Origin of the sequence: Thauera sp. WH-1 (genome assembly GCF_047806685.1) — a bacterium.
Classification (GTDB): domain Bacteria; phylum Pseudomonadota; class Gammaproteobacteria; order Burkholderiales; family Rhodocyclaceae; genus Thauera.
On the sequence record NZ_JBLQGP010000012.1, the window covers coordinates 88,713 to 109,154 of the forward strand.

21 protein-coding genes are annotated in these 20,442 nt (G+C 67.9%); 7 read left to right on the forward strand and 14 right to left on the reverse strand.

From position 1 onward, the window contains the following. Positions 1–310 precede the first annotated feature (310 nt). The 7 genes from rluB to ACMV5O_RS13020 form a co-directional block, all read right to left on the reverse strand. Positions 311–1,471, reverse strand: coding sequence for a 23S rRNA pseudouridine(2605) synthase RluB (rluB, locus tag ACMV5O_RS12990; protein WP_416163844.1), 1,161 nt, complete (start codon positions 1,469–1,471; stop codon positions 311–313). Then, entirely contained in the window at positions 1,419–2,021 is a 603-nt protein-coding gene (gene scpB / locus ACMV5O_RS12995) for an SMC-Scp complex subunit ScpB (RefSeq protein ID WP_416163845.1), read from the reverse strand. Before scpB ends, rluB begins: the two co-directional genes overlap by 53 nt. Next, on the reverse strand, positions 1,999–2,826 hold the full coding sequence (locus ACMV5O_RS13000) for a segregation and condensation protein A (protein ID WP_416163846.1): 828 nt from the start codon (positions 2,824–2,826) through the stop codon (positions 1,999–2,001). Before ACMV5O_RS13000 ends, scpB begins: the two co-directional genes overlap by 23 nt. Before the next feature lie 37 nt (positions 2,827–2,863). Continuing rightward, positions 2,864–4,066 carry a tryptophan--tRNA ligase gene (locus tag ACMV5O_RS13005; RefSeq protein WP_416163847.1) on the reverse strand — a complete coding sequence of 401 codons (1,203 nt, stop codon included), beginning with the start codon at positions 4,064–4,066 and terminating at the stop codon, positions 2,864–2,866. Between the two features lie 6 nt (positions 4,067–4,072). Next, positions 4,073–4,732 carry a site-2 protease family protein gene (locus tag ACMV5O_RS13010; protein WP_416163848.1) on the reverse strand — a complete coding sequence of 220 codons (660 nt, stop codon included), beginning with the start codon at positions 4,730–4,732 and terminating at the stop codon, positions 4,073–4,075. Between the two features lie 27 nt (positions 4,733–4,759). Next, positions 4,760–5,383 (reverse strand): L-threonylcarbamoyladenylate synthase, encoded by a 624-nt coding sequence (locus ACMV5O_RS13015; RefSeq protein ID WP_416163849.1) that lies wholly within the window; start codon positions 5,381–5,383, stop codon positions 4,760–4,762. A gap of 92 nt (positions 5,384–5,475) precedes the next feature. Next, a complete protein-coding gene (locus ACMV5O_RS13020; protein WP_416163850.1) occupies positions 5,476–6,339 on the reverse strand; it encodes a 3',5'-nucleoside bisphosphate phosphatase in 864 nt (287 codons plus the stop codon). A gap of 114 nt (positions 6,340–6,453) precedes the next feature. Between ACMV5O_RS13020 and ACMV5O_RS13025 the strand changes: the two genes are divergently transcribed. Next, entirely contained in the window at positions 6,454–7,131 is a 678-nt protein-coding gene (locus ACMV5O_RS13025) for a YitT family protein (protein ID WP_416163851.1), read from the forward strand. Between the two features lie 40 nt (positions 7,132–7,171). Here ACMV5O_RS13025 and ylqF read toward each other — a convergent pair whose 3' ends face one another. Continuing rightward, positions 7,172–8,089 (reverse strand): ribosome biogenesis GTPase YlqF, encoded by a 918-nt coding sequence (gene ylqF / locus ACMV5O_RS13030; RefSeq protein ID WP_416163852.1) that lies wholly within the window; start codon positions 8,087–8,089, stop codon positions 7,172–7,174. Positions 8,090–8,435: 346 nt separating this feature from the next. On the opposite strand from ylqF, the gene ACMV5O_RS13035 reads away from it, so the two are divergent. Then, positions 8,436–8,645, forward strand: a complete 210-nt coding sequence (locus ACMV5O_RS13035) for a cold-shock protein (RefSeq protein ID WP_002926583.1) — start codon at positions 8,436–8,438, stop codon at positions 8,643–8,645. Between the two features lies 1 nt (position 8,646). Here ACMV5O_RS13035 and ACMV5O_RS13040 read toward each other — a convergent pair whose 3' ends face one another. After that, positions 8,647–8,862: a hypothetical protein gene (locus ACMV5O_RS13040; RefSeq protein WP_416163853.1), complete on the reverse strand. Its 216-nt coding sequence runs from the start codon at positions 8,860–8,862 to the stop codon at positions 8,647–8,649. Between ACMV5O_RS13040 and ACMV5O_RS13045 the strand changes: the two genes are divergently transcribed. Together ACMV5O_RS13045 and ACMV5O_RS13050 are read left to right on the forward strand one after the other, a co-directional pair. Then, on the forward strand, positions 8,861–10,888 hold the full coding sequence (locus ACMV5O_RS13045; protein WP_416163854.1) for a DEAD/DEAH box helicase: 2,028 nt from the start codon (positions 8,861–8,863) through the stop codon (positions 10,886–10,888). The two genes, ACMV5O_RS13040 and ACMV5O_RS13045, sit on opposite strands and share 2 nt — an antisense overlap. Positions 10,889–11,011: 123 nt before the next feature. Beyond that, positions 11,012–14,185: an EAL domain-containing protein gene (locus ACMV5O_RS13050; RefSeq protein ID WP_416163855.1), complete on the forward strand. Its 3,174-nt coding sequence runs from the start codon at positions 11,012–11,014 to the stop codon at positions 14,183–14,185. 30 nt (positions 14,186–14,215) lie between these two features. On the opposite strand, the gene ACMV5O_RS13055 is transcribed toward ACMV5O_RS13050, so the two are convergent. From ACMV5O_RS13055 to ACMV5O_RS13065, 3 genes are all read right to left on the reverse strand, one after another. Then, complete coding sequence (locus tag ACMV5O_RS13055) at positions 14,216–14,764, reverse strand: YaeQ family protein (protein WP_416163856.1); 549 nt, start codon at positions 14,762–14,764, stop codon at positions 14,216–14,218. Then, positions 14,764–15,534, reverse strand: a complete 771-nt coding sequence (locus ACMV5O_RS13060; protein WP_416163857.1) for a hypothetical protein — start codon at positions 15,532–15,534, stop codon at positions 14,764–14,766. Before ACMV5O_RS13060 ends, ACMV5O_RS13055 begins: the two co-directional genes overlap by 1 nt. Before the next feature lie 99 nt (positions 15,535–15,633). After that, positions 15,634–16,143, reverse strand: coding sequence for an HAD domain-containing protein (locus tag ACMV5O_RS13065; RefSeq protein ID WP_416163858.1), 510 nt, complete (start codon positions 16,141–16,143; stop codon positions 15,634–15,636). Between the two features lie 188 nt (positions 16,144–16,331). On the opposite strand from ACMV5O_RS13065, the gene fabI reads away from it, so the two are divergent. From fabI to folE, 3 genes are all read left to right on the forward strand, one after another. After that, a complete protein-coding gene (fabI, locus tag ACMV5O_RS13070) occupies positions 16,332–17,111 on the forward strand; it encodes an enoyl-ACP reductase FabI (RefSeq protein ID WP_324538008.1) in 780 nt (259 codons plus the stop codon). A 15-nt stretch (positions 17,112–17,126) separates the two neighbouring features. Beyond that, positions 17,127–17,723, forward strand: coding sequence for a hypothetical protein (locus tag ACMV5O_RS13075; protein WP_416163859.1), 597 nt, complete (start codon positions 17,127–17,129; stop codon positions 17,721–17,723). Between the two features lie 70 nt (positions 17,724–17,793). After that, a complete protein-coding gene (gene folE, locus ACMV5O_RS13080) occupies positions 17,794–18,432 on the forward strand; it encodes a GTP cyclohydrolase I FolE (protein WP_416163860.1) in 639 nt (212 codons plus the stop codon). A gap of 19 nt (positions 18,433–18,451) precedes the next feature. Here the strand turns inward: folE and ACMV5O_RS13085 are convergent, their stop codons facing one another. Together ACMV5O_RS13085 and ACMV5O_RS13090 are read right to left on the reverse strand one after the other, a co-directional pair. Continuing rightward, complete coding sequence (locus tag ACMV5O_RS13085) at positions 18,452–18,793, reverse strand: DUF3301 domain-containing protein (RefSeq protein ID WP_416163861.1); 342 nt, start codon at positions 18,791–18,793, stop codon at positions 18,452–18,454. 31 nt (positions 18,794–18,824) lie between these two features. Then, the gene (locus tag ACMV5O_RS13090; protein WP_416163862.1) at positions 18,825–20,405 is read right to left on the reverse strand and encodes an inorganic phosphate transporter; all 1,581 of its coding nucleotides are present in this window, start codon (positions 20,403–20,405) and stop codon (positions 18,825–18,827) included. Positions 20,406–20,442: the final 37 nt, after the last annotated feature.

Consider the following 20,442-nt stretch of genomic DNA (forward strand, 5'->3'; position numbering starts at 1 on the left):
GTTCTTCCACCGGCGCCACATCGGGCGCCACAAATAAAAAATGGGCGAAACGCCCATCAAACAATTGCCCCTGCAGGGAATACACCGCTGGCCACAACCGCGTGACGGACGGTCGCGACCCGGTCGAGCATCGCCGCCACACATGTGGCGCACAACCGGAAACCTATCCATCAAAGCCGCAGGAGTATAGCGCCAATACGCTGCGCGGGCAAACCATCGCAATGCACCATTTGCGAGGATCGTGCCCGGGCAGCGGCCCGCTGGATGACGCCAGGAGGACGGACGAGGCGTTCGCAATCGATACGCGCCCTCAGCGTCCCTTGCCGCCGCCGTGCGGCTGGGTTCGATGCAGCTTGACCGGACGCTTGGCACGCTCGTCGTGCTCGCGACTCTGCGGCATCGGCAGGCCGGCGAGGCGGCAGGCATCGGCCTCGGGCATCTCCATCCACATGCCGCGCTTGAGCCGCGCCGGCAGTTCGACGCTGCCGTAGCGCACACGCATCAGCCGGCTCACGGTGAGACCGACGGCCTCGAACATGCGCCGCACCTCGCGGTTGCGCCCCTCTGAGATCGTCACCCGGTACCAGTGGTTGACGCCCTCGCCGCCCTCATCGCGCAGCAGATTGAACTTCGCCGCCCCATCCTCGAGCTGGATGCCCTCGGTCAGCGACTTCGCCTGCTCCTCGCTCAGCTCGCCGAGCACGCGCACGGCGTACTCGCGCTCGAGTTCGTAGCGCGGGTGCATGAGCTTGTTCGCCAGCTCGCCGTCGTTGGTAAACAGCAGCAAGCCCGAGGTGTTGAAATCCAGCCGCCCGACGGCCAGCCAGCGCCCCTTGCGCAGCAGTGGCAGGCGCTCGAACACGGTAGGTCGGCCTTCGGGGTCGTCGCGCGACACGATCTCACCCTCGGGCTTGTGGTAGATCAGCACGCGCGGGCTGCGCTGGGTGAAGCGCAGCGGCACCAGCTTGCCGTTGACCTTGACGCGATCACCCGGACCGACCTTCTGCCCGAGCGAGGCCGGCAGGCCATTGACCGAGATGCGCCCCGCCACCACCCACTCCTCGATCTCGCGCCGGGAGGCGACGCCGGCCTGGGCGAGCACCTTCTGCAGGCGCTCGGGCTCGCTGAGCGTGGTCGGGGCGTTGCGCCCGCCCGCCCGGGGGCGGCCGCGTGCCGGGCCCTCAGCGCGCTCGGGCTGACCGAGCGCGGAGTGATGTGCCTCCGGGTGGCGCGCCGGATCGCCCTCGATGCGGCGCCCGCGTGGCGCCGGGGCCCCGCCTGCGCGCGGCGGACGGGGCGTCCGCGGGCCGCGCGGGTCGGCGTTGAGGTGGGCGTCCTTGCCGCGCGGCTGCGCATCCTCGTCCTCATGCCCTCCGCGACGAGGCGCGCGCGGGTCGCGATCGAGGATCTCGATGGCGTCAGACTTCTTCTTCAGGGGTGGGCGCAGCGGCCGGTTCGGTTTGCGAGACATCGACGAGGTCCATGATCCTTTCAATTTCGGTGAGTGCCGGCAGCTCGGTCAGGCTGCGCAGCCCCATGTCATCGAGAAAGCGCCGGGTGGTGGCGAACAAAGCCGGCCGGCCCGGGGTGTCGCGGTGGCCGACGATGTCGACCCAGCCGCGCGATTCAAGCGCCTTCAGGACGTTGGGCGACACCGTGACGCCGCGGATGTCCTCGATGTCACCGCGCGTGACGGGTTGCCGATAGGCGATGATCGCCAGTGTTTCCATCACCGCGCGCGAATAGCGCGGCGGCTTCTCCTCCTTCAGGCGATCCAGATAGACCTGGTACTCGGGCCGGGTCTGGAAGCGCCAGCCGCTGGCGAGCTGAACCAGCTCGACGCCGCGGTTGGCGGCAAACCACTCGGCACGCAGCGTGTCGAGCAGCCGGCGCACCAGGTCGGGACCGGGATCGACGTCGAACAGCCGGCGCAGCTCGGACACCGGCAATGGCGCCGTCGCTGCCAGCAGGGCCGCCTCGACGATGTGCAAGTACGCCTCAGGCGTCGTTTCGGGTTCCATCGGCCAGCTTCACGTAAATCGGCGCAAAGGCCTCGTTCTGCGTCACATCGACCAGCCTTTCCTTGACCAGCTCGAGCACGGCAAGAAAGCTCACCACCAGCCCGGCCGCCCCCAGCCGGGCGTCGAACAGGGTGTCGAACACCACGAAGGCGCCGTCGCCGAGCTTGCGCAGGATCGCCGTCATGTGCTCACGCACCGACAACTGCTCGCGTCCGACGCGGTGGCTCTGGTTCAGTCGGGCCTTCTTCATGATGCGCAGCCACGCCAGCTGCAGGTCATGCAGGCTGACCTCGGGCAGGCGCTCGACCACCTTCTCGGCGACGAACACGCCGACCCACTCGAAGTCACGCTCGACGCGCGGCAGGGTGTCGAGACGCACGGCCGCCAGCTTGATCTGCTCGTACTCGATGAGGCGGCGCACCAGCTCTGCGCGCGGATCCTCCTCCTGCGCATCCTCGCGCGGCGGTCGCGGCAGCAGCATGCGCGACTTGATCTCGAGCAGCATCGCCGCCATCAGCAGGTACTCGGCCGCGAGTTCGAGATTGTTCGCCCGCATCGCCTCGACGTATTCGAGGTACTGCGCAGTGAGCGGCGCCATCGGGATGTCGAGCACATCGAGGTTGGCCTTGCGGATCAGATACAGCAGCAGATCGAGCGGCCCCTCGAACGCCTCCAGGAACACCTGCAGCGCGTCGGGCGGAATATACAGGTCTTTCGGCAGTTCGAGCAGGGGCTGACCATAGATGCGGGCGACCGCGTCGAGCACCTCCGCCTCGACCGGAGCGAGATCGAGCGGCAGGTTCATCGCGCGTCCGTGCAGCCAGGGGGGAACGGTGCAGCCATCAGCCGTAGTCCAGTCCCATCGACTCGCGCACGTCGCGCATCGTCTCCTGCGCCAGCTTGCGCGCGCGCTCGCAGCCGTCGGCGATGATGCTGCGCACCAGGGGCGGGTCGTCGAGATAGGGCTGAGCGCGCTCGTGCAAGCCTTCCTGCTCCTTGAGGATGGCCTCGATCACCGGCTGCTTGCATTCCAGGCAGCCGATCCCCGCGCTGCGGCAGCCTTCCTGCACCCAGCCCAGCGTGCTCTCATCCGAGTAGATGGTGTGCAGTTGCCAGACGGGGCAGCGCTCGGGCTCGCCGGGGTCGGTGCGGCGCATGCGCGCCGGGTCGGTCTGCATCGTGCGCACCTTGCGCGTGACGCTGTCGGCGTCCTCGCGCAAATTGATGGTGTTGCCGTAGGACTTGGACATCTTCTGCCCATCCAGGCCGGGCATGCGCGCCGCCGACGTGAGCAGGGCCTCGGGCTCGACCAGGATCATCTTGCCGCTACCCTCGAGATAGCCGTACAGGCGTTCGCGGTCGCCCAGGCTGAGGTTCTGGGTTTCGTCGAGCAAGGCCTTGGCCTGCTCGAGCGCATCCTCGTCACCGTCCTGCTGAAAGCGCGTGCGCAGCTCGTGGTAGAGGCGCGCGCGCTTGGAACCGAGCTTGCGCACGGCGTCCCTGGCCTTGTCCTCGAAGCCGGCCTCCCGTCCGTAGAGATGATTGAAGCGGCGCGCGAGCTCGCGCGTGATCTCGACATGGGGCACCTGGTCCTCACCCACCGGCACCTTGTCGGCGCGGTAGATCAGGATGTCGGCCGACTGCAGCACCGGGTAGCCCAGAAAGCCGTAGGTCGACAGGTCATGGCCATCGCTGCGCTCTTGCTGGTCCTTCCAGCTCGGCACACGCTCGAGCCAGCCGAGCGGCGCCATCATCGACAGCAGCAGGTGCAGCTCGGCGTGCTCGGGCACATGGGACTGAATGAAGAGCGTGGCCTGGGCCGGATCCACGCCGGCCGCAAGCCAATCGACGACCATGTCCCACACGCTGTCACCGATCACCGCGGGGGTGTCGTAATGCGTGGTCAGCGTATGCCAGTCGGCAACGAAAAAGAGGCAGGGATACTCCTCCTGCAGCTTCACCCAGTTTTTCAGCACGCCGTGGTAGTGACCGAGGTGGAGCCGGCCACTGGGGCGCATGCCGGAAAGAACGCGTTCTGCGTACATGAGGAATCAGAAACCGAAGACAGTGGAGAGCAGGAAGCGGAAGCCGGCGATCAGCGGCCACAGGATGGTGCCGAGCACGCCCGTGAACAGCAGCACGAGCAGGATCGGGAAACCATAGGGCTCGAGGCGTGCGTACCGCCAGGCGAGCCGATTGGGCAACAGGCTGACCGCGATGCGCCCGCCATCGAGCGGCGGGATCGGCAGCAGGTTGAGCACCATCAGCACCGCGTTGATCTGGATGCCGGCATCGGCCATCTTCAGCATCGCAATGGTGTAGGCGCCCGGCTCGCCGGTCGCCGCGACGCGGAACAGGATGGCCCAGCCGATCGCCATCACGAGGTTCATGAACGGCCCGGCCGCCGCCACCCACAGCATGTCGGCCTTGGGATTGCGCAGGCGGCCGAAATTGACCGGCACCGGCTTGGCCCAGCCGAACAGGATGCCGCCCGCCCCCGCCAGCGAGCTCAAGGCCAGGATGCCCGCCGGCACGAGGATGGTGCCGACCGGGTCGATGTGGCGCAGGGGATTGAGCGTGATGCGCCCGGCCAGGTCCGCGGTCGGGTCGCCGAAATGGCGCGCGACGTAGCCGTGCGCCGCCTCGTGCAGCGTGATCGCGAGCAGCACGGGCAAGGCCCAGATCGCCAGGGTGGGTATCAGCGAATCCATGAGGGGCTCGATCGCAAACGCCGCATTCTAAAGGCCGAAAGGTTCGAGCGGACCGCGGCCGGCACGCACGAGCACGGGCGAGCCCGAGGTGAGATCGATCACGGTGGTCGCCTCCGGCCCGCAGTAGCCGGCCTCGATGATCAGATCGACCTGCTTGCCGAGACGGTCGCGGATGTCGTCGGCGTCGCTCATCGGCAGTTCCTCGCCGGGCAGGATCAGCGTCGAGGTGAGCAGCGGCCCCTCGATCTCGGCGAGCAGGGCCGACACCACGGCATGCTCGGGCACACGCAGGCCGATGGTCTTGCGCTTCGGGTGCAGCACGCGGCGCGGCAACTCCTTCGTTCCCTCGAGGATGAAGGTGTACGGCCCGGGCGTGGTCGCCTTGAGCAGGCGGTACTGGCTGTTGTCGACACGCGCATAGGTCCCGATCTCGGACAGGTCACGGCACATCAGCGTGAAGTGGTGGCGCTCGTCGACGCCGCGCAGGCGGCGGATACGCTCGAGCAGTGCCGCATCGCCAATCTGGCAGGCGAGCGCATAGGCGGAATCGGTCGGCAGCACCAGCAGACCGCCGCCGCGGATGATCTCGGCCGCCTGGCGCACCAGGCGCGGCTGCGGCTGCTCGGGGTGAAGGGAGAAGAACTGGGCCATGTCGGGTTTGTCGTTTTAGGCGCTCGGCGCAAAGCCGGCACACATCGGGGATGGGTCGAGAGAGCCGGCCAGGGCGCAAGGCAAGGGCGGTGTCACACGAGGCGCGACCACACCGGCTCGAGGTCGGCCGGCAGCGGATTGCAGCGCCCGAGATCGACCGGGCTTTCCTTCTCGCCGTGGAAATCCGAGGCCCGCGAGGCAAGCAGCCCGCGCTGGCGGGCAAGACTGGCGAAGCGGCGCATCTCGTCTTCGGTGTGCGCCCCGGAGACGACCTCGACGGCCTCGCCGCCGGCGGCGATGAAGCGATCGAAGAGCAGCCCGAGATCCGCGGTGGACAGCCGGTAGCGCGCCGGATGCGCGACCACGGCGATTCCGCCCGCGGCGCGGATCCAGCCCACTGCGTCCTCGAGGGCAGCCCAGGCGTGTTCGACGTACCCGGGCTTGCCCCGCACCAGGTAATGGTCGAACACGGTCCTGACATCGGGCATCACGCCGCTGGCCACGAGGTGGCGGGCGAAATGGGCGCGACTGACGAGGGCAGGATTGCGCGCAAAGCGATGGGCACCCGCGAGGGCGTCGACGATGCCCACACGCTCGAGCGCCTCGCCGATACGCCGCGCGCGCGCGTCGCGCCCGGCGCGAAGCTGTTCGAGGCCGGCCACCAGCGTCGGGTCACGGTGGTCGATGCCGAGCCCCACGATGTGGATCGTCTCGCCGGCAAAGGACACCGAGATTTCGACCCCGGCAACGAAGCGCAGCCCATGAACGGCGGCCACGCGCGCGGCGGCGTCGATGCCGCCGACCTCGTCGTGGTCGGTCAGGGCGAGCAGTTCGACGCCATTGGCGAGGGCCCGCAGGACGACGGCCTCGGGCGCCAGCCAGCCGTCCGACACCGTCGAGTGACAGTGAAGGTCGGCATTGATCGCGGACAGCGCGCGGGCTGACGAAGAAAGCATGAATGCGGTAATCCGTTGGGCAAGGCCCTAATGATAGCAAAGCGCCCCCACGGCCTGCGGCGAAACCGTGCTGCGGCAGCGGACGCTGCCAGGACAGGCCTGCCGACAAGCCTTATGATCGGCGCTTCCGCCATCGCCCTGCCCACCATGCCCTCAGCCGCCTCCAAGCCCGAGACCTCGCGTACGGCGCTCCCCAGGCCCAGCGCCCACACTCCCTTCGAAGACGTGCAGGGCGTGCTCACCGGCTGCCTGTTCGCGGCGCTGGCGCTGGTGATGTTTCGCGAGAGCACCCTGCTGACCGGAGGCACGACGGGGCTGTCCTTTCTGCTCCATTACCTCAACGGCTGGTCGCTGGGGGCCACCCTGTTCGTTCTCAACCTGCCCTTCTACCTGTTCGGCCTGCGCGTGCTGGGGCGTGCGTTCACGATCAAGACCTTCTGCGCGGTCGGGGTGCTCGCCGTCTACACGGAGACCCTGCCCCTGCTGGTGAGCTTCGACCGGCTCGACCCGGTGTTCTCGAGCATCATGGCCGGTCTGCTCGCCGGCACCGGCATCCTGATCCTGATCCGCCACGGTGCCAGCCTCGGTGGGGTGACCATCCTCGCGCTCTACCTGCAGAGGCGGCGCGGCTGGCGCGCCGGGGTGGTGCAGATGGCGTGCGACTGCGTGATCCTGTCTCTCGGCCTGCTCGTGATCAGCGTGGACAAGGTGGCGCTGTCGGTGCTGGCTGCCGCCGCGGTGAACTTCGTCATCGCAGTCAACCATCGTCCAGACCGTTACTTCGGCATCTGACGCGCGGCCACGTCCGGCTCGGCCGATCCGGCTTCGCCGGCTACCCGCCCTCGCCGTCCTCTTCTGCCTGCGCCTGCAGTCGCGCGGCCTCGGCGGCAGCGATCATCTGCGCCCGTGACTGGGGCGTCTCCAGGCTGATGCGACCGAGGGCGCCGTCACGATAGTCCTGCAGCAGGATCTGCGCGGCCTTCTCCAGATCCAGGCCGCCGCCCTTGACCAGGCAGCCGCGGCGGCGCCCCACCGTCTCGAGCAGCGCATGACCATCGAGCGCGGCCGTCGCCGCAGCATCAAGCTTGTAGCGCGCCGCCAGCCGGGCCGGGTAACGCGCGATCAGGATCTCGCCGAGGAAGGCGGCCACCTCCTCGTCGATCACCGCGTTACGGCCGATCGCGTGGCTCGCCGCGAGCATGTAGCCGTCGGCATCGAAGTCGATCTTCGGCCACATCATGCCCGGGGTGTCGGTGAGCGTCATGCCCGGACCCAGGTCCAGCGTCTGCTGATGCTTGGTGACCGCCGGCTCGTCGCCCACCTTGGCGACCCTGCGCTTGAGGAGGGCGTTCATCAGGGTTGATTTGCCGACGTTGGGAATGCCCATGATGATCATGCGCAGCGGCTTCACGCCGTCGTCCCGGTGCGGCGCGAGCGCGCGGCACAGGGCAGGAATGCGGGCAACCTCGGCCGCGCTCTTGGCCGAGATCGCGACCGCCTGCACCCCGGGCTGGCGATTATAGAAGTCCATCCAGGCGCGTGTCGCCTCCGGGTCGGCGAGGTCGGACTTGTTGAGCAGCTTCAGGCAGGGCCGGTTACGAAAGCGCCGCAGCTCGGCGATCATCGGGTTGCTGCTGGCCTCGGGCAGGCGGGCGTCGGTGACTTCGATGACGACGTCGATGGCGGCCATGGCCTCGGCCGCCTTCTTGCGCGCCGAAGCCATATGACCGGGAAACCACTGGATGGGCATGAGAGATCCGCAGAGCTGAACTGGCGCGAATTATCCCACCTCAGGGCCGCCGCAGCATGCCCGATCAGCGGACCATCGCCAGCGCACGGCAGCCGGCCGGCGACCACCGCCGCAGCCCTCAGGGCATGCGGCCTGGAGATTTTTTTCGATCCCGAAGAAATAAGTTCACGCCGGGCCGAAAAACCGTGTATCGTGCCGTTCGCAGTCGATTCAAGCAGTGGTTGTTCTGGTGGTTGCCCGCGTGTTCCAAGAGAGCGCGTGCCGGTTTGATGCCTCCTGATTACGTTTCTTGATCGTTCCTGCATCTCCGGGGCGCAAGCCCGCAATTTTTCATATGGAACGCAAAATGAGCACTCAAACCGGTACCGTGAAATGGTTCAACGACGCCAAGGGCTTCGGCTTCATCACCCCTGAAGGCGGCGGCGACGACCTGTTCGCCCACTTCTCGGAAATCCAGAGCAAGGGTTTCAAGAGCCTGGCTGAAAACCAGCGCGTGGAATTCGAAGTCAAGACCGGCCCGAAGGGCCTGCAGGCGGCCAACATCCGCCCGCTGTAATCTAACCGACGTCACCGACGTCCTTCGATGCATCCAAAACGCGGCCTTGCGCCGCGTTTTTGCTTTTGTGGCGGCCTTGCGCCGCCTTCTTGCTTTTGCGGCGGCCTTGCGCTGCATTTTTTGCTTTTGTGGCGCCGCATCCGGACGGCCAGAATCGCCGATAATCGCCACTTCGCAGCCCTGCTGCACATCGCCGCGCCTGCGGCCAGAACACCATGACCGACTCCGCCCGCTCCCCCGCCGCCAGTGCGGATGCCTCCACCACCGAAGCCACCCTGCGTTTCGCCGACCTCGATCTGCCTGCGCCGCTGCTGTCCGCGCTCGCCGAAGTCGGCTACGAAACCCCATCGCCGATCCAGGCCGCGTGCATCCCGCAGTTGCTCGCCGGCCACGACATCCTCGGCGAGGCGCAGACCGGCACCGGCAAGACCGCTGCGTTCGCCCTGCCGATGCTGGCGCGGATCGACCTCGCCGACACCCGGCCGCAGGTGCTGGTGCTCACCCCCACGCGCGAGTTGGCGATCCAGGTCGCCGAGGCCTTCGCCAAGTACGCCCACCACCTGAAGAACTTCCATGTGCTGCCGATCTACGGCGGCCAGAGCATGGTGGTCCAGTTGCGCCAGCTGTCGCGCGGCGCACAGGTCATCGTCGGCACCCCGGGGCGGGTGATGGACCACCTCGAACGCGAGAGTCTCAAGCTCGACGCGCTCAAGGCCATCGTGCTCGACGAGGCCGACGAGATGCTGCGCATGGGCTTCATCGACGACGTCGAGTGGATCCTCGAACACACGCCGGCCGAGCGCCAGACCGCGCTGTTCTCGGCGACGATGCCGAACGTGATCCGCGACGTCGCCCGCCGCCACCTGCGTGAGCCGCAGGAGATCAAGATCCGCGCCGCCACCTCGACCGTGGCCAAGATCAGCCAGCGCTACTGGCTGGTGCGCGGCGTCGACAAACTCGATGCACTCACCCGCATCCTCGACGCCGAAGAAAGCTTCGACGCCGCCATCGTGTTCGTGCGCACCAAGATCGCCACCGACGAGCTCGCCGACAAGCTCGCCGCACGCGGCTACGCCGCCGCCGCGCTCAACGGCGACATGACCCAGGGCCTGCGCGAGCGCGTGATCGAGCAGTTGAAGAACGGCGCCCTCGACATCGTCATCGCCACCGACGTCGCCGCGCGCGGCATCGACGTGCCGCGCGTATCGCACGTGATCAACTACGACATCCCCTACGACACCGAGGCCTACGTGCACCGCATCGGCCGCACCGGCCGCGCCGGCCGCGAGGGGGTGGCGATCCTCTTCGTCGCGCCGCGCGAGACGCGCATGCTGAAGATGATCGAGCGCGCCACCCGCCAGCCGATCACGCCGATCGCGCTGCCCAGCAGCGAGGAGGTCACCAACCTGCGCGTGGCGCAGTTCAAGCGCCAGGTGGTCGATGCGATCGGCAGCGAGGAGCTCGGCTTCTTCATGGGTATCGTGAACGACCTCGTCGACGAGAATGAGCTCGACATTCACGAGGTGGCGGCGGCGCTGACCCTGCTTGCCCAGCGCGAACGCCCGCTGCAGATCGAGCAGTCCGGCCGCGGCTGGGAGCTCGCCACCGCACCGACCGCGCACGAGGGGCGGCCGCCGCGCAGCGAACACTTCACCACCGGCGCACCGCGCGAGCATGCGCCGCGCCCCAACCGCGACGAGATCCTCGCCCGTCGCCGCGCCTTCGCCGACGGTGCGCTGGCGCGCTACCGCATCGAGGTCGGCCGTGCCCATGGTGCGAGCCCGAAGGAGATCGTCGGCGCCATCGCCAACGAAGGCGGCATCGAAGGCAAGTACATCGGCCAGATCCACCTCTTCGACGACTTCTCGACAGTCGAGCTCCCCGCCAACCTGCCCGATGACCTGCTCGGCATCCTGAAGCGCACCCGCGTGCGCCAGATGCCGCTCAACATCCGCGCGCTCAGTCATGCCGAAGCCGCCGCCATGCCCGAGCGTCGTCGCCCGCCGCGCGACCACGGCAGCGCTCGCGACACGGAGCGCCCGGGCCCCAAGCCTGCCCCCGGCGCAACGGCAGCGCGCAAGCCCTCATTCGGCCAGGGGCGTGAGCCCTGGAGCAAGCCGGCGGGCGACGAGCGCCGCAAGCCGCTCGGCAGTGGGCCCAGCCACGGCGGGCGCAAGCCGCCACGCAGCACCGACCCCACGCGGGCGCCTTCTGCAGGCGGCAAGAAATATCGGCCGAGCTGAGCCGGCAGCGCCCATCGCGGGCAATGCGTGAAAACCACACAGGCGGGGCCGCAAGCCCCGCGCTAAGATTCGCGCCTGCGTTCATCGAACCGTCACAATGCAAGGCATCCCCCTGGCGTGCGAATGATGTCAGCCATCGTGCGCATGCTGGCGCTGATTGCGGGCCTGTGTGCTCTCCAGGCGCCGGCTTTCGCCGCGCAAGCGCTGACCCTGGGCATCTTCGCCCATCGACCCAAGGTCGCCATCGAGCAGGCCTGGACGCCCTTTGTCGCATATCTCAACGCCAACCTGGACGGCGTCGCCGTTCGTCTGCGGGTGCTCGAGCAGGCCGAGATGAAGGACGCGCTGACGCGCGGAGAGCTCGATCTGGTGCTCACCAACCCGGCACATTTTGTCGCGCTGCGGGTCGACAATGCGCTCTCGGGGGCGATCGCGACCCAGGTCAACAACGAACATGGCGTGCCCGTCGGGCGTTTCGGCGGCGTCATCGTCGTACGCAAGGACAACGCGGCGATTCGCGCCCTCGGCGATCTCGGCGGTCGCCTGGTTGGCACCACCAGCGCCAATTTCCTCGGCACCTTTGCCGCCCAGGCCCATGAGCTGCTGTCCGCCGGGATCGCGCCGCATGCGCTCAGATTGAAGGCCCTGACGCAGTACCAGGACCGGGTGATCGATGCCGTGCTGTCGGGTGAGGTCGAGGCGGGTTTCGTGCGCACCGGCCTCATCGAGGAACTCGCGCGCGAAGGTCGCACCGACCTCCACCTGCTCGAAGTGATCAACCGCCGCGAGCTGCCGGGCTTTCCCTATGCGTCGTCGACCGGGCTGTATCCGGAGTGGCCCCTGGTCGCCCTGCCCCACGCCGACGAAGCCGCCGTGCGCAGGATCGCCTCGCTCGCCCTCATGCTCCCGCCGGAACATCCCGCCGCGCGTGCCGCCGGCATTCATGGCTTCACCGTCCCGGCCGACTACGCCGTCGTAGAGGACCTTCTGCGCACGCTGCGCCTGCCGCCTTTCGACAGCACGCCAAGCTTCACCTGGCGCGATGTCCTGGTGCGCTACCAGCTCTGGTTCCTTATCCTCGGCCTGGCCGTGGTGACCATCCTGCTGCTGCTGGCACGCGTCGCGCAAAGCCATCACCAGCTCATGCGCGCCCACCAGCAGTCGCGTCGTCTGGCCGAGCAGATCGACCTCGAGCATCACTATCTGAGCAACGTGGTCGAGGCGGCAGGCGCCGCAAGCTGGGAGCTGGAGCTCGCGCGCGGCGAGTACCGCGTGGACCGGCGCTGGGCCGACATGCTCGGCCTCGCCCCTGAGGACAGCCTCGTGCTTGACCGTGCCGCCTGGCGCGCCCTGGTCCATCCCGACGACGTCGACCAGTTCGAGCGCGGACTTGCACGCCACATCGCAGGCGAACTGGCCTGCTACGAGCAGGACTTGCGCCTGCGGCACCGTGACGGTCGCTGGCTGTGGGTACACGATCGCGGCCACGTCGTCACGCGCGCGCCCGATGGACGCGCACTGTTGCTGATCGGTGCCCAGCTCGACATCAGCCGGCGCAAACTCAACGAGGAGAAGCTGCGCCTGGCGGCGAGCGTGTTCGCCAGCAGCTACGAGGCGATCCTGATCACCGATGCCGACAACCGCATCATCGATGCCAACCCGGCCTTCACCCGCATCACCGGTTTCACCCGCGACGAAGTGATCGGCCAGACGCCCGCGCTGCTCAACTCGGGGCGGCAGGGGCGCGAGTTCTACCGCAACATGTGGTCCAGCCTGCAGCAGACCGACCACTGGCAGGGCGAGCTGTGGAACCGCCGCAAGGACGGCACCGAGTTCGCCGAGATGTTGTCGATCAGCCGCGTACGCGACGGCGACGGGCGGGTGATGCACCACGTGGGCCTGTTCTCCGACATCAGCCATCTCAAGCTGCACGAGGAAGAGCTCAACCGCATCGCCTACTTCGACCCCCTCACCGGGGCGCCCAACCGCCGCCTGCTCGACGATCGCCTGCGCCAGGCGATCGCGCATGCGCGCCGCACCGGCAAGGCGCTCGGCGTGTGCGTGATCGACCTCGACGGCTTCAAACCGATCAACGATCAGTACGGCCACGAGGCCGGTGACCGGCTGCTGGTCGAGATCGTGGACCGCCTCAACGGCCTGCTGCGCGCCAGCGACACGGTGGCGCGCCTGGGCGGCGACGAGTTCGTGCTGCTGCTCGAGGACATGGACGGCACCGCGGTGCTGGCGCGCATCCTCGAGGCGATCCGGCAGCCGATGCAGTTCGGCCGGGACCGGGTCAGCGTGTCGGCGAGCATCGGTGTCACCTGCTTTCCCGAGGACGATGTCGACCCCGACACCCTGCTGCGCCATGCCGACCAGGCCATGTACCGCGCCAAGCAGCGCGGGCGCGACTGCATCCAGCATTTCGACACCACCGTCGAGCAGCATCTGGCCAACCGCCAGAAGCGCTGCCTGCGTCTCGAGCAGGCCCTGCGCGAGCGCGAGTTCGTGCTCCATTACCAGCCCCAGGTCGACATGCCCAGTGGCCGCATGATCGGCGCCGAGGCACTGATCCGCTGGCAGCATCCCGAACAAGGCCTGCTCGCGCCCGCGCACTTTCTCCCCGACGTCGAAGGCACCGAGCTCGAGGCTGCGATGGGCGAGTGGGTGATGGACAGCGCACTGAACGAGCTCGAGCGCTGGCGCGAAGCCGGCCTCGACATCTCGGTCAGCATCAACGTCGGCGCCAACCACCTGCTCAAGCCCGGTTTCGTGGACACGGTGCGCAGCGCCCTGCAGCGCCACCCCGGCATCCCGCCGGCACGGCTCGAGCTCGAGATCCTGGAGTCGACCGCGATCGACGACATGGTGTCGGCACTGGAGGTGCTGCACGCCTGCCGCCGCCTCGGCATCCGCCTCGCGCTCGACGACTTCGGCACCGGCTATGCCTCGCTCAAGCACTTCCGCCAGTTGCCGGTCGACCTGCTGAAAATCGATCGCAGCTTCGTGATCGACATGCTGGACGACGCCGAGGACCGCGCCATCGTGCAGGGCGTGATCCAGCTCGCCAAAGCCTTCGGCCGTGAAGTCATCGCCGAGGGCGTGGAAACGCCAGCGCACGCGGCCGCCCTCACCACGCTCGGCTGCCGCCTCGGCCAGGGTTTCGGCATCGCCCGGCCGATGCCGGCCGCGCATGTGCTCGGCTGGGTGGCCTGGTACACCGCGGACACGCGGCCGTCGACCGAGGACGAGGACGAGGAGCAGGAAGGGGCCGCCAGGACCTCGCCGCGGTGCTGAGCCGACCCGCCGGCGCGGGTCGCGGCGGTGTCAGGCCAGCCCGGGGGCGAGCAAGGTGCGCGGCTCGATCACGACCGAGTCACGGCCATTGGTCACCCACACCTGGCCCTCCTGGATGGTGAATTGCAGGCGCATCGTGCGCTCGGCCAGGCGCGCCAGCTCGGCGCTCTGCTCGCGCGCGAGCTCGATCACGGTGAGCGATGCCTGGCGCTCGAGCTTGGCCCGCGCACCCGCCCACCACACCTCGAGCGCACGGCCGTAAGTCAGGACGACCACTTCCCGCGCACGTCCGCAGGCCTTTCGCACCCACTTCTCGTCAGGCTGGCCGACGTCGATCCAGCGCTCGATCGCCCCGGTCAGGTCCTTCTGCCACAGGTCGGGCTCGTCATCCACGCACAGCCCCTTGCCGAAGGCCAGCATCGGATCGGCGAACAGTGCGAAGGCGAGCAGGCGCACCATCATGCGCTCGTCGGTCTCCGACGGGTGTCGCGCCAGCGTCAGGCTGTAGTCCGCGTAGTGGCCGCGATCCATGTCGGCGATCTGGATGTCGGCCTTGAAGATGGTGGCCTTGAGTGCCATCAGTGGATCTGCTCCGGGCCGCGATTGGCCTGCTGCCAGGCCATCACCGCACGCGCAGAATGGGCCATGACGAGGTCGCGGCTGTCCTTGGGCAGTTCGCGCGCCAGTGCGCCGAACAAGGCCTGGGTGGCCTCCTGACCGATACCGTCGGCGGCGAGGCCGTCGGCGAGGCAGCGGATCTGGATGAAGGCAAGCGCGTCCGCCACCAACCGCCAGCCGGCGAGCGGCATGTCGCGCACCAGGGCGAGCAATTGACTGCCGAGCTGGGCCGCGAGTCGCAGCGCCTCGTCGCGGTCCTCGGTCACGATCGACGAATGCCACAAGGCCAGGTGCACGCCGCGGCGCAACTCAACCTTGAAGTCAATCGCGTTCTCCTCGGCCGCCGCGATGGCCTCGAACTGGCGCAGGAAACGCGCCTCGGCGCTGGCATCGAGCCCGGTGCGCAGCGCACCGATGAGTTCGGTCAGACCCGGGATCGCAGCCAGGCCAAAGGCCTGCGTCCACGCCAGGCCCCACTGGTCCATGCCCGACAGCAGCAAGGCCATGCGCAGCGCACGGCCGTCCTCCTCCTCGGCGCGGGCAACCCAGTCGACGAGGTCGCTGCGCAGCTGACTCACGCCGCGATGGCGGACTTCGTCCGGTTCCGCGACGCTGAGCCGGAACACGCGCGCGAAGGCTTCCTGCGCGAGACGGGCGGCCTGGCGCTGGCCGTCGCCGTCGACGAGCGTCGCCAGCGGGTCGACCGGCAGGGGGGCTTGTGGATTGCGCATCGCGGCGCCTCGGCGTTCGTGGGGGTGGGGACGCATTGTGCCGGCATCGTTCCCAGGTGGCAACGAAGCCTTCCCCGCAGCGGCCGGCCGCAAACGGCATCAGGCGATGTAGCGCTCCCACAGCGAGGTGACGCCGGGCTCGAGCTGCGTCGAGCCGCCGTTGCGAAATCCGTTGAGCGTGCGCCGCAAGGCCTCGGCGTCCTCGGCGGTGAAGCCGCGCTTGAAGTCGGTGAGGATCAGCCGCGACCGCGTCAGCCAGTTGCCCGGCGCATCGTCGAGCGCACACCAGGCGGCTTCGCGCGGGTTGGCCTCGTGCTGCGCGAGCCACAGCATGGCCTCGCGCTCACGCAGCCCGTGCAGCTCGGCACCGCTCTTGGGCAGCATGTGCGGCGTCGCCCCGGCGATCTGCGGGCGGATGTCCTCAGAGAAGCGCGCGACCAGCTTCTGCATCGAGAACAGCATGCGCCAATCAGAGGCGATCACGATGCGGGACTCCGGAAATTCGCGCACCACCGCCTCGATCAAGGGCAGGCAGCGGAAATCCTCGACCTCGCCCCAGGGATGGGTGACGCCGTCGAAGTCCATGAAAATATACGCTTTGCGTGTCATCTTGCTCTCTGCGCGGCACAAAATCCGGGCCTGTTGTCGATCGATGCTGCATTGCAGAATATACTGCAAACCCAGTAGTGCAAGCCTGTATCCGATGTCACGAAACATCACATTATTCGGATACAGTGCGCTCCCGATCCACTCGTGTTGCAATGCAGCAACACCCGACGAACAGCGAGGACTCCATCATGACCCCGATCATCAATCTCGAAGGCAAGGTCGGCCTGATCACCGGCATCGCCAACGAAAAGTCCATCTCCACCGGCGTCGCGGAAGCCTGCGCCCAGGCCGGCGCGAAGCTGGTCATCACCTATCAGAACGACAAGACGCGCGCCTTCATCGAGCCGATCATCAACCGCCTGGGCGTCGACGATGTGTTCTTGCTCGACGTCACCCGCCCCGAAACCATGGACGCAGCGTTTGCCGAGATCGAGGCCCGTCACGGCAAGCTCGACTTTGCCATCCACAGCATGGCCTTCGCCAAGCGTGACGACCTCCACGGGCGCGTCGTCGACACCTCGGCCGACGGCTTCGCACTGGCAATGGACGTGTCCACCCACTCCTTCGTGCGCCTGGCAAAGAAGGCCGAACCGCTGATGGTGAAGGCCGGCGGCGGCGCCCTGGTCAGCATGACCTATCTCGGCTCGGAAAAGGTCATTCCCAACTATGGCGTGATGGGCCTGTGCAAGGCCGCGCTGGAGGCGGCGACACGCTACATGGCGGCCGAGCTCGGCCAGAAGGCCATCCGTGTCAATGCGGTGTCGCCCGGCCCGCTGATGACCCGCGCCGCCTCGGGTATCGCCGGTTTCGACGGCCTGATGGCCGCGGCGGTCGAGCGCTCGCCGATGCACGCCCTGGTCACCCCCGAGGACATCGGCGCGCTGACCGCCTTCCTCGTCTCCGATGCCGGACGCCTGATCACCGGTGGCGTGCATTTCGTCGACGCCGGCTATAACATCATGGCGTAAGCGACAGGAGGCGCCATGATCGATCTCGAGGCGGCACGTGCAAGGCTGGGGAGGCAGGCCATCCTGTTGCCAGACCCGGTGCCCGCCCATCCCCTGCTGGAAGGCAAATCCGAGATCGGTCGTGGCGAGTATTCCATCGTGCTCGACAAGGGCGACGGCGAACGGGTGTACAAGGTCGTCAGCTCGCCCGCTGACTACTTCCTGTACACCGCCGACGATCGACCGCGCGGACAGCACTTCCCGATCATCCACGCCGACCACGGCATCATCGGTCGCGCCACGTCGGGCTATCCGCTGCACCTGATCGAGATGGAAAAGCTCTACCCGCTCGATGAGGCCTCCCCCGCAGGCGTGCTGGCGCGTCGCCTGATCGAGTTCTACTGGTCAGCGTGCGAACAATGGAGCCGGCTCGGCGCCGACATGGGCCGTATCGCCCTCTATCACATGACGGTCAACCCGCTCTCGGCGAGCGATAGCCTGCAGCAGGCCATCAAGGCGCTGTCGGACTTCGTCGAGGACTACCAGGTGCTGCCCGACATCCTCAACGCCAACAACCTGATGATGCGCAAGGACGGGACGCTGGTGTTTTCCGACCCGGTGTTCATCGCCTGAACACAGCGCGCGGCGGCTTGCGCGTATCATCGGGGCTCTGATGCAAGCAGGCATCGCTGCGGAACCCGGCATGAACCCCCACGACCACGACCATCCCGCTGCGCCACCACCGGGCACCATCGGCATCGCACGCAGCGGCGACTTCGACCCGGTGGCCTTCGAGCAGGCCGTCACCGATCTGCTCAAGGCCTGCGGCATCGCCCCCGACACCTCGCACACCGGCCGCACCGCCATGCGCGTGCGTGAGCTCTGGCAGCGCCGCCTGCTGGGCGGCTACGATCTCGACCCGGCCGCCGTGCTTGGCGAGGGCTTCGAGGACGCGCGGCGCGACATGGTCGTCGTGCGCGGCATCGCGGTGCATGGCGTGTGCCCCCACCACCTGGTCCCCTTCCGCGGCGTCGCCCACGTCGCCTACCTGCCCGGCGGCCGCCTGCACGGCTTTGGCCGCATCGCCCGCCTGGTCGATGCGATCGGGCACCGCTTCACCTACCAGGAATGGATGACGCGCGACATTGCCGATGCGCTCATGACCCACGGCCGTGCGGCGGGTGCGGCCTGCGTGATCGAGGCCGAGCAGCTGTGCCTGCTGCTGGGCGAGGACAGGCGCGGCGACGAGCGCGTGATCACGCAAGCCTTTGCCGGCGAATTCGAGCGCTCGGAACAGGCGCGCAACGAGTTCCTGCGCGCCATCGACAGCCGACGCAGCTGACGCCGCCGGTGCACGGCGTTCAGTGCAGGTTGATCACCACGGCGCGCCGGGCCAGCCGGTGGGCGCTGACATCGACCAGGATCACCTCGCGGCCCTCGAGCACCACTGCGCCCGGGTAGCGATCATCACCGCTCGACGAATACTCGAACTCGAAGGCCCGCCGCAGCACCGCATGCCCGCGCTCGTCGCGCGCGAGCCGCAGACCGCGGCCAACCACGGTCTCGTCGAGAAACTGCACGCCTTCACGCAGGCAGGCCCGGCGCGCGGCCTCGATCCCGGCCTCGCGCGCCTTCAGGCTGTCGAACCAGAACCACACGCCCCCCGCAAGCAGCACCAGTACGACGAGTTCCGCCAGTGTCATGTGCCGCCCACCGGGCCTGCGCCGCTGCCGATCACTGCAGCATCATGCCGCGGATGGTGAAGTACAGGATGGCGGCCATCAGCGCGGAAGCCGGCACCGTGATGATCCACGCGGCGGCGATGCGCATCAGTTGCGAGCGCTTGACGAGCTCGCGCCGATAGACCTTCTTCAGCCCCTTGCGCTCAACCTTGGAGAAATGCGCCGGATCCTGGGCCTTCTTCGAGCGCTCCTTGAGATCCCTCAGCATCGCACCCTTTTCCTCGACCGAGGCCTTCTCGAAGCGGGCCACGAAGGCCTCGATTGCGGCGAGATCGCCCTCGGGGTGATGGGCCTTGATCTCGGACAGCATGCGGTCGTAGTTGCTCTTGAGGTACTCGCGCAGGAAGCCGACGCCGAACACGCCACCGACCGCGATGTGCGTCGAGCTCACTGGCAGCCCGAGCTGGCTGGCGATGATGACGGTGATGGTCGCCGCCATCGCGATGCAGTAGGCACGCATCTGGTCGAGTTCGGTGATCTCGGAGCCCACCGTACGGATGACCTTGGGCCCGAACAGGGCCAGGCCAAGCGCGATGCCGATCGCGCCTACCATCATCACCCAGGTCGGAATCGGCGCGTCCCTGTGGAACTCGCCGCCCGAAGTGACGACATCGACGATCGCCGCCAGCGGTCCGACCGCGTTGGCGACGTCATTCGAGCCGTGGGCGAAGCTCAACAGGGCCGCGGCGAAGATCAGCGGCACGGTAAACAGCTTGTTCACACTCTGCTTGGTGTTGGCAACGATGCCGCTGCGCCCGCGCAGGACCCTGCGCACCAGCAAGAAGGTCACCACACCGACCGCCAGCCCGTACAGCACGGCACCGGTAAAGCCGACCTTCCACACCTTGTTCAGGCCCTTGAGGATCAGGTAGGTGGCGAAGGTCCACGCCATGAACCCCACCAGCACCGGCACCATGCGGCGCGCCGCCTCGGCCATGTCGACCTGGTAGGTGATGCTGCGCTTGACCAGATAGAGGAAGCCGGCGGCGAACAGGCCGCCGAGCAGCGGCGAGATGACCCAACTGGCCGCGATACTGCTCATCGTGCCCCAGGCCACGATGCCCGGCCCCGCCGCCGCCATGCCGGCGCCGAGCACCGCACCGACGATCGAATGCGTGGTTGACACCGGCGCCCCCACCGCGGTGGCGATGTTGAGCCACAGCGCACCTGCCAGCAGGGCGGCGAGCATGACCCACACGAAGGTGTTGGAGTCGGGCAGCAGCGACGGGTCGATGATGCCGCCGCGGATCGTGCTGATCACCTCGCCACCGGCGATCAGTGCACCGGCCGCCTCGAAGATTGCTGCGATCACCAGCGCCCCCGCCAGCGTCAGCGCCTTCGAGCCGACGGCCGGGCCGACGTTGTTGGCGACGTCGTTCGCGCCGATGTTCATCGCCATGTAGCCGCCGATCATCGCGGCCATCACGAGGGTCAGGCTGCCCTCGCCCGAACCGCGCAGCGCCGAGTAGAACATGACCCCGACGATGAAGAGCACGCCCATGCCGAGGCGGAAGACCTCGCCCCGCCCCTGGTGCGCCGCGCGTTCGATATCGCTGATGTGCTGCAGGTCCACGTTGGACGTCCGGTAAATGCGAAAGCGCGTATTGTTT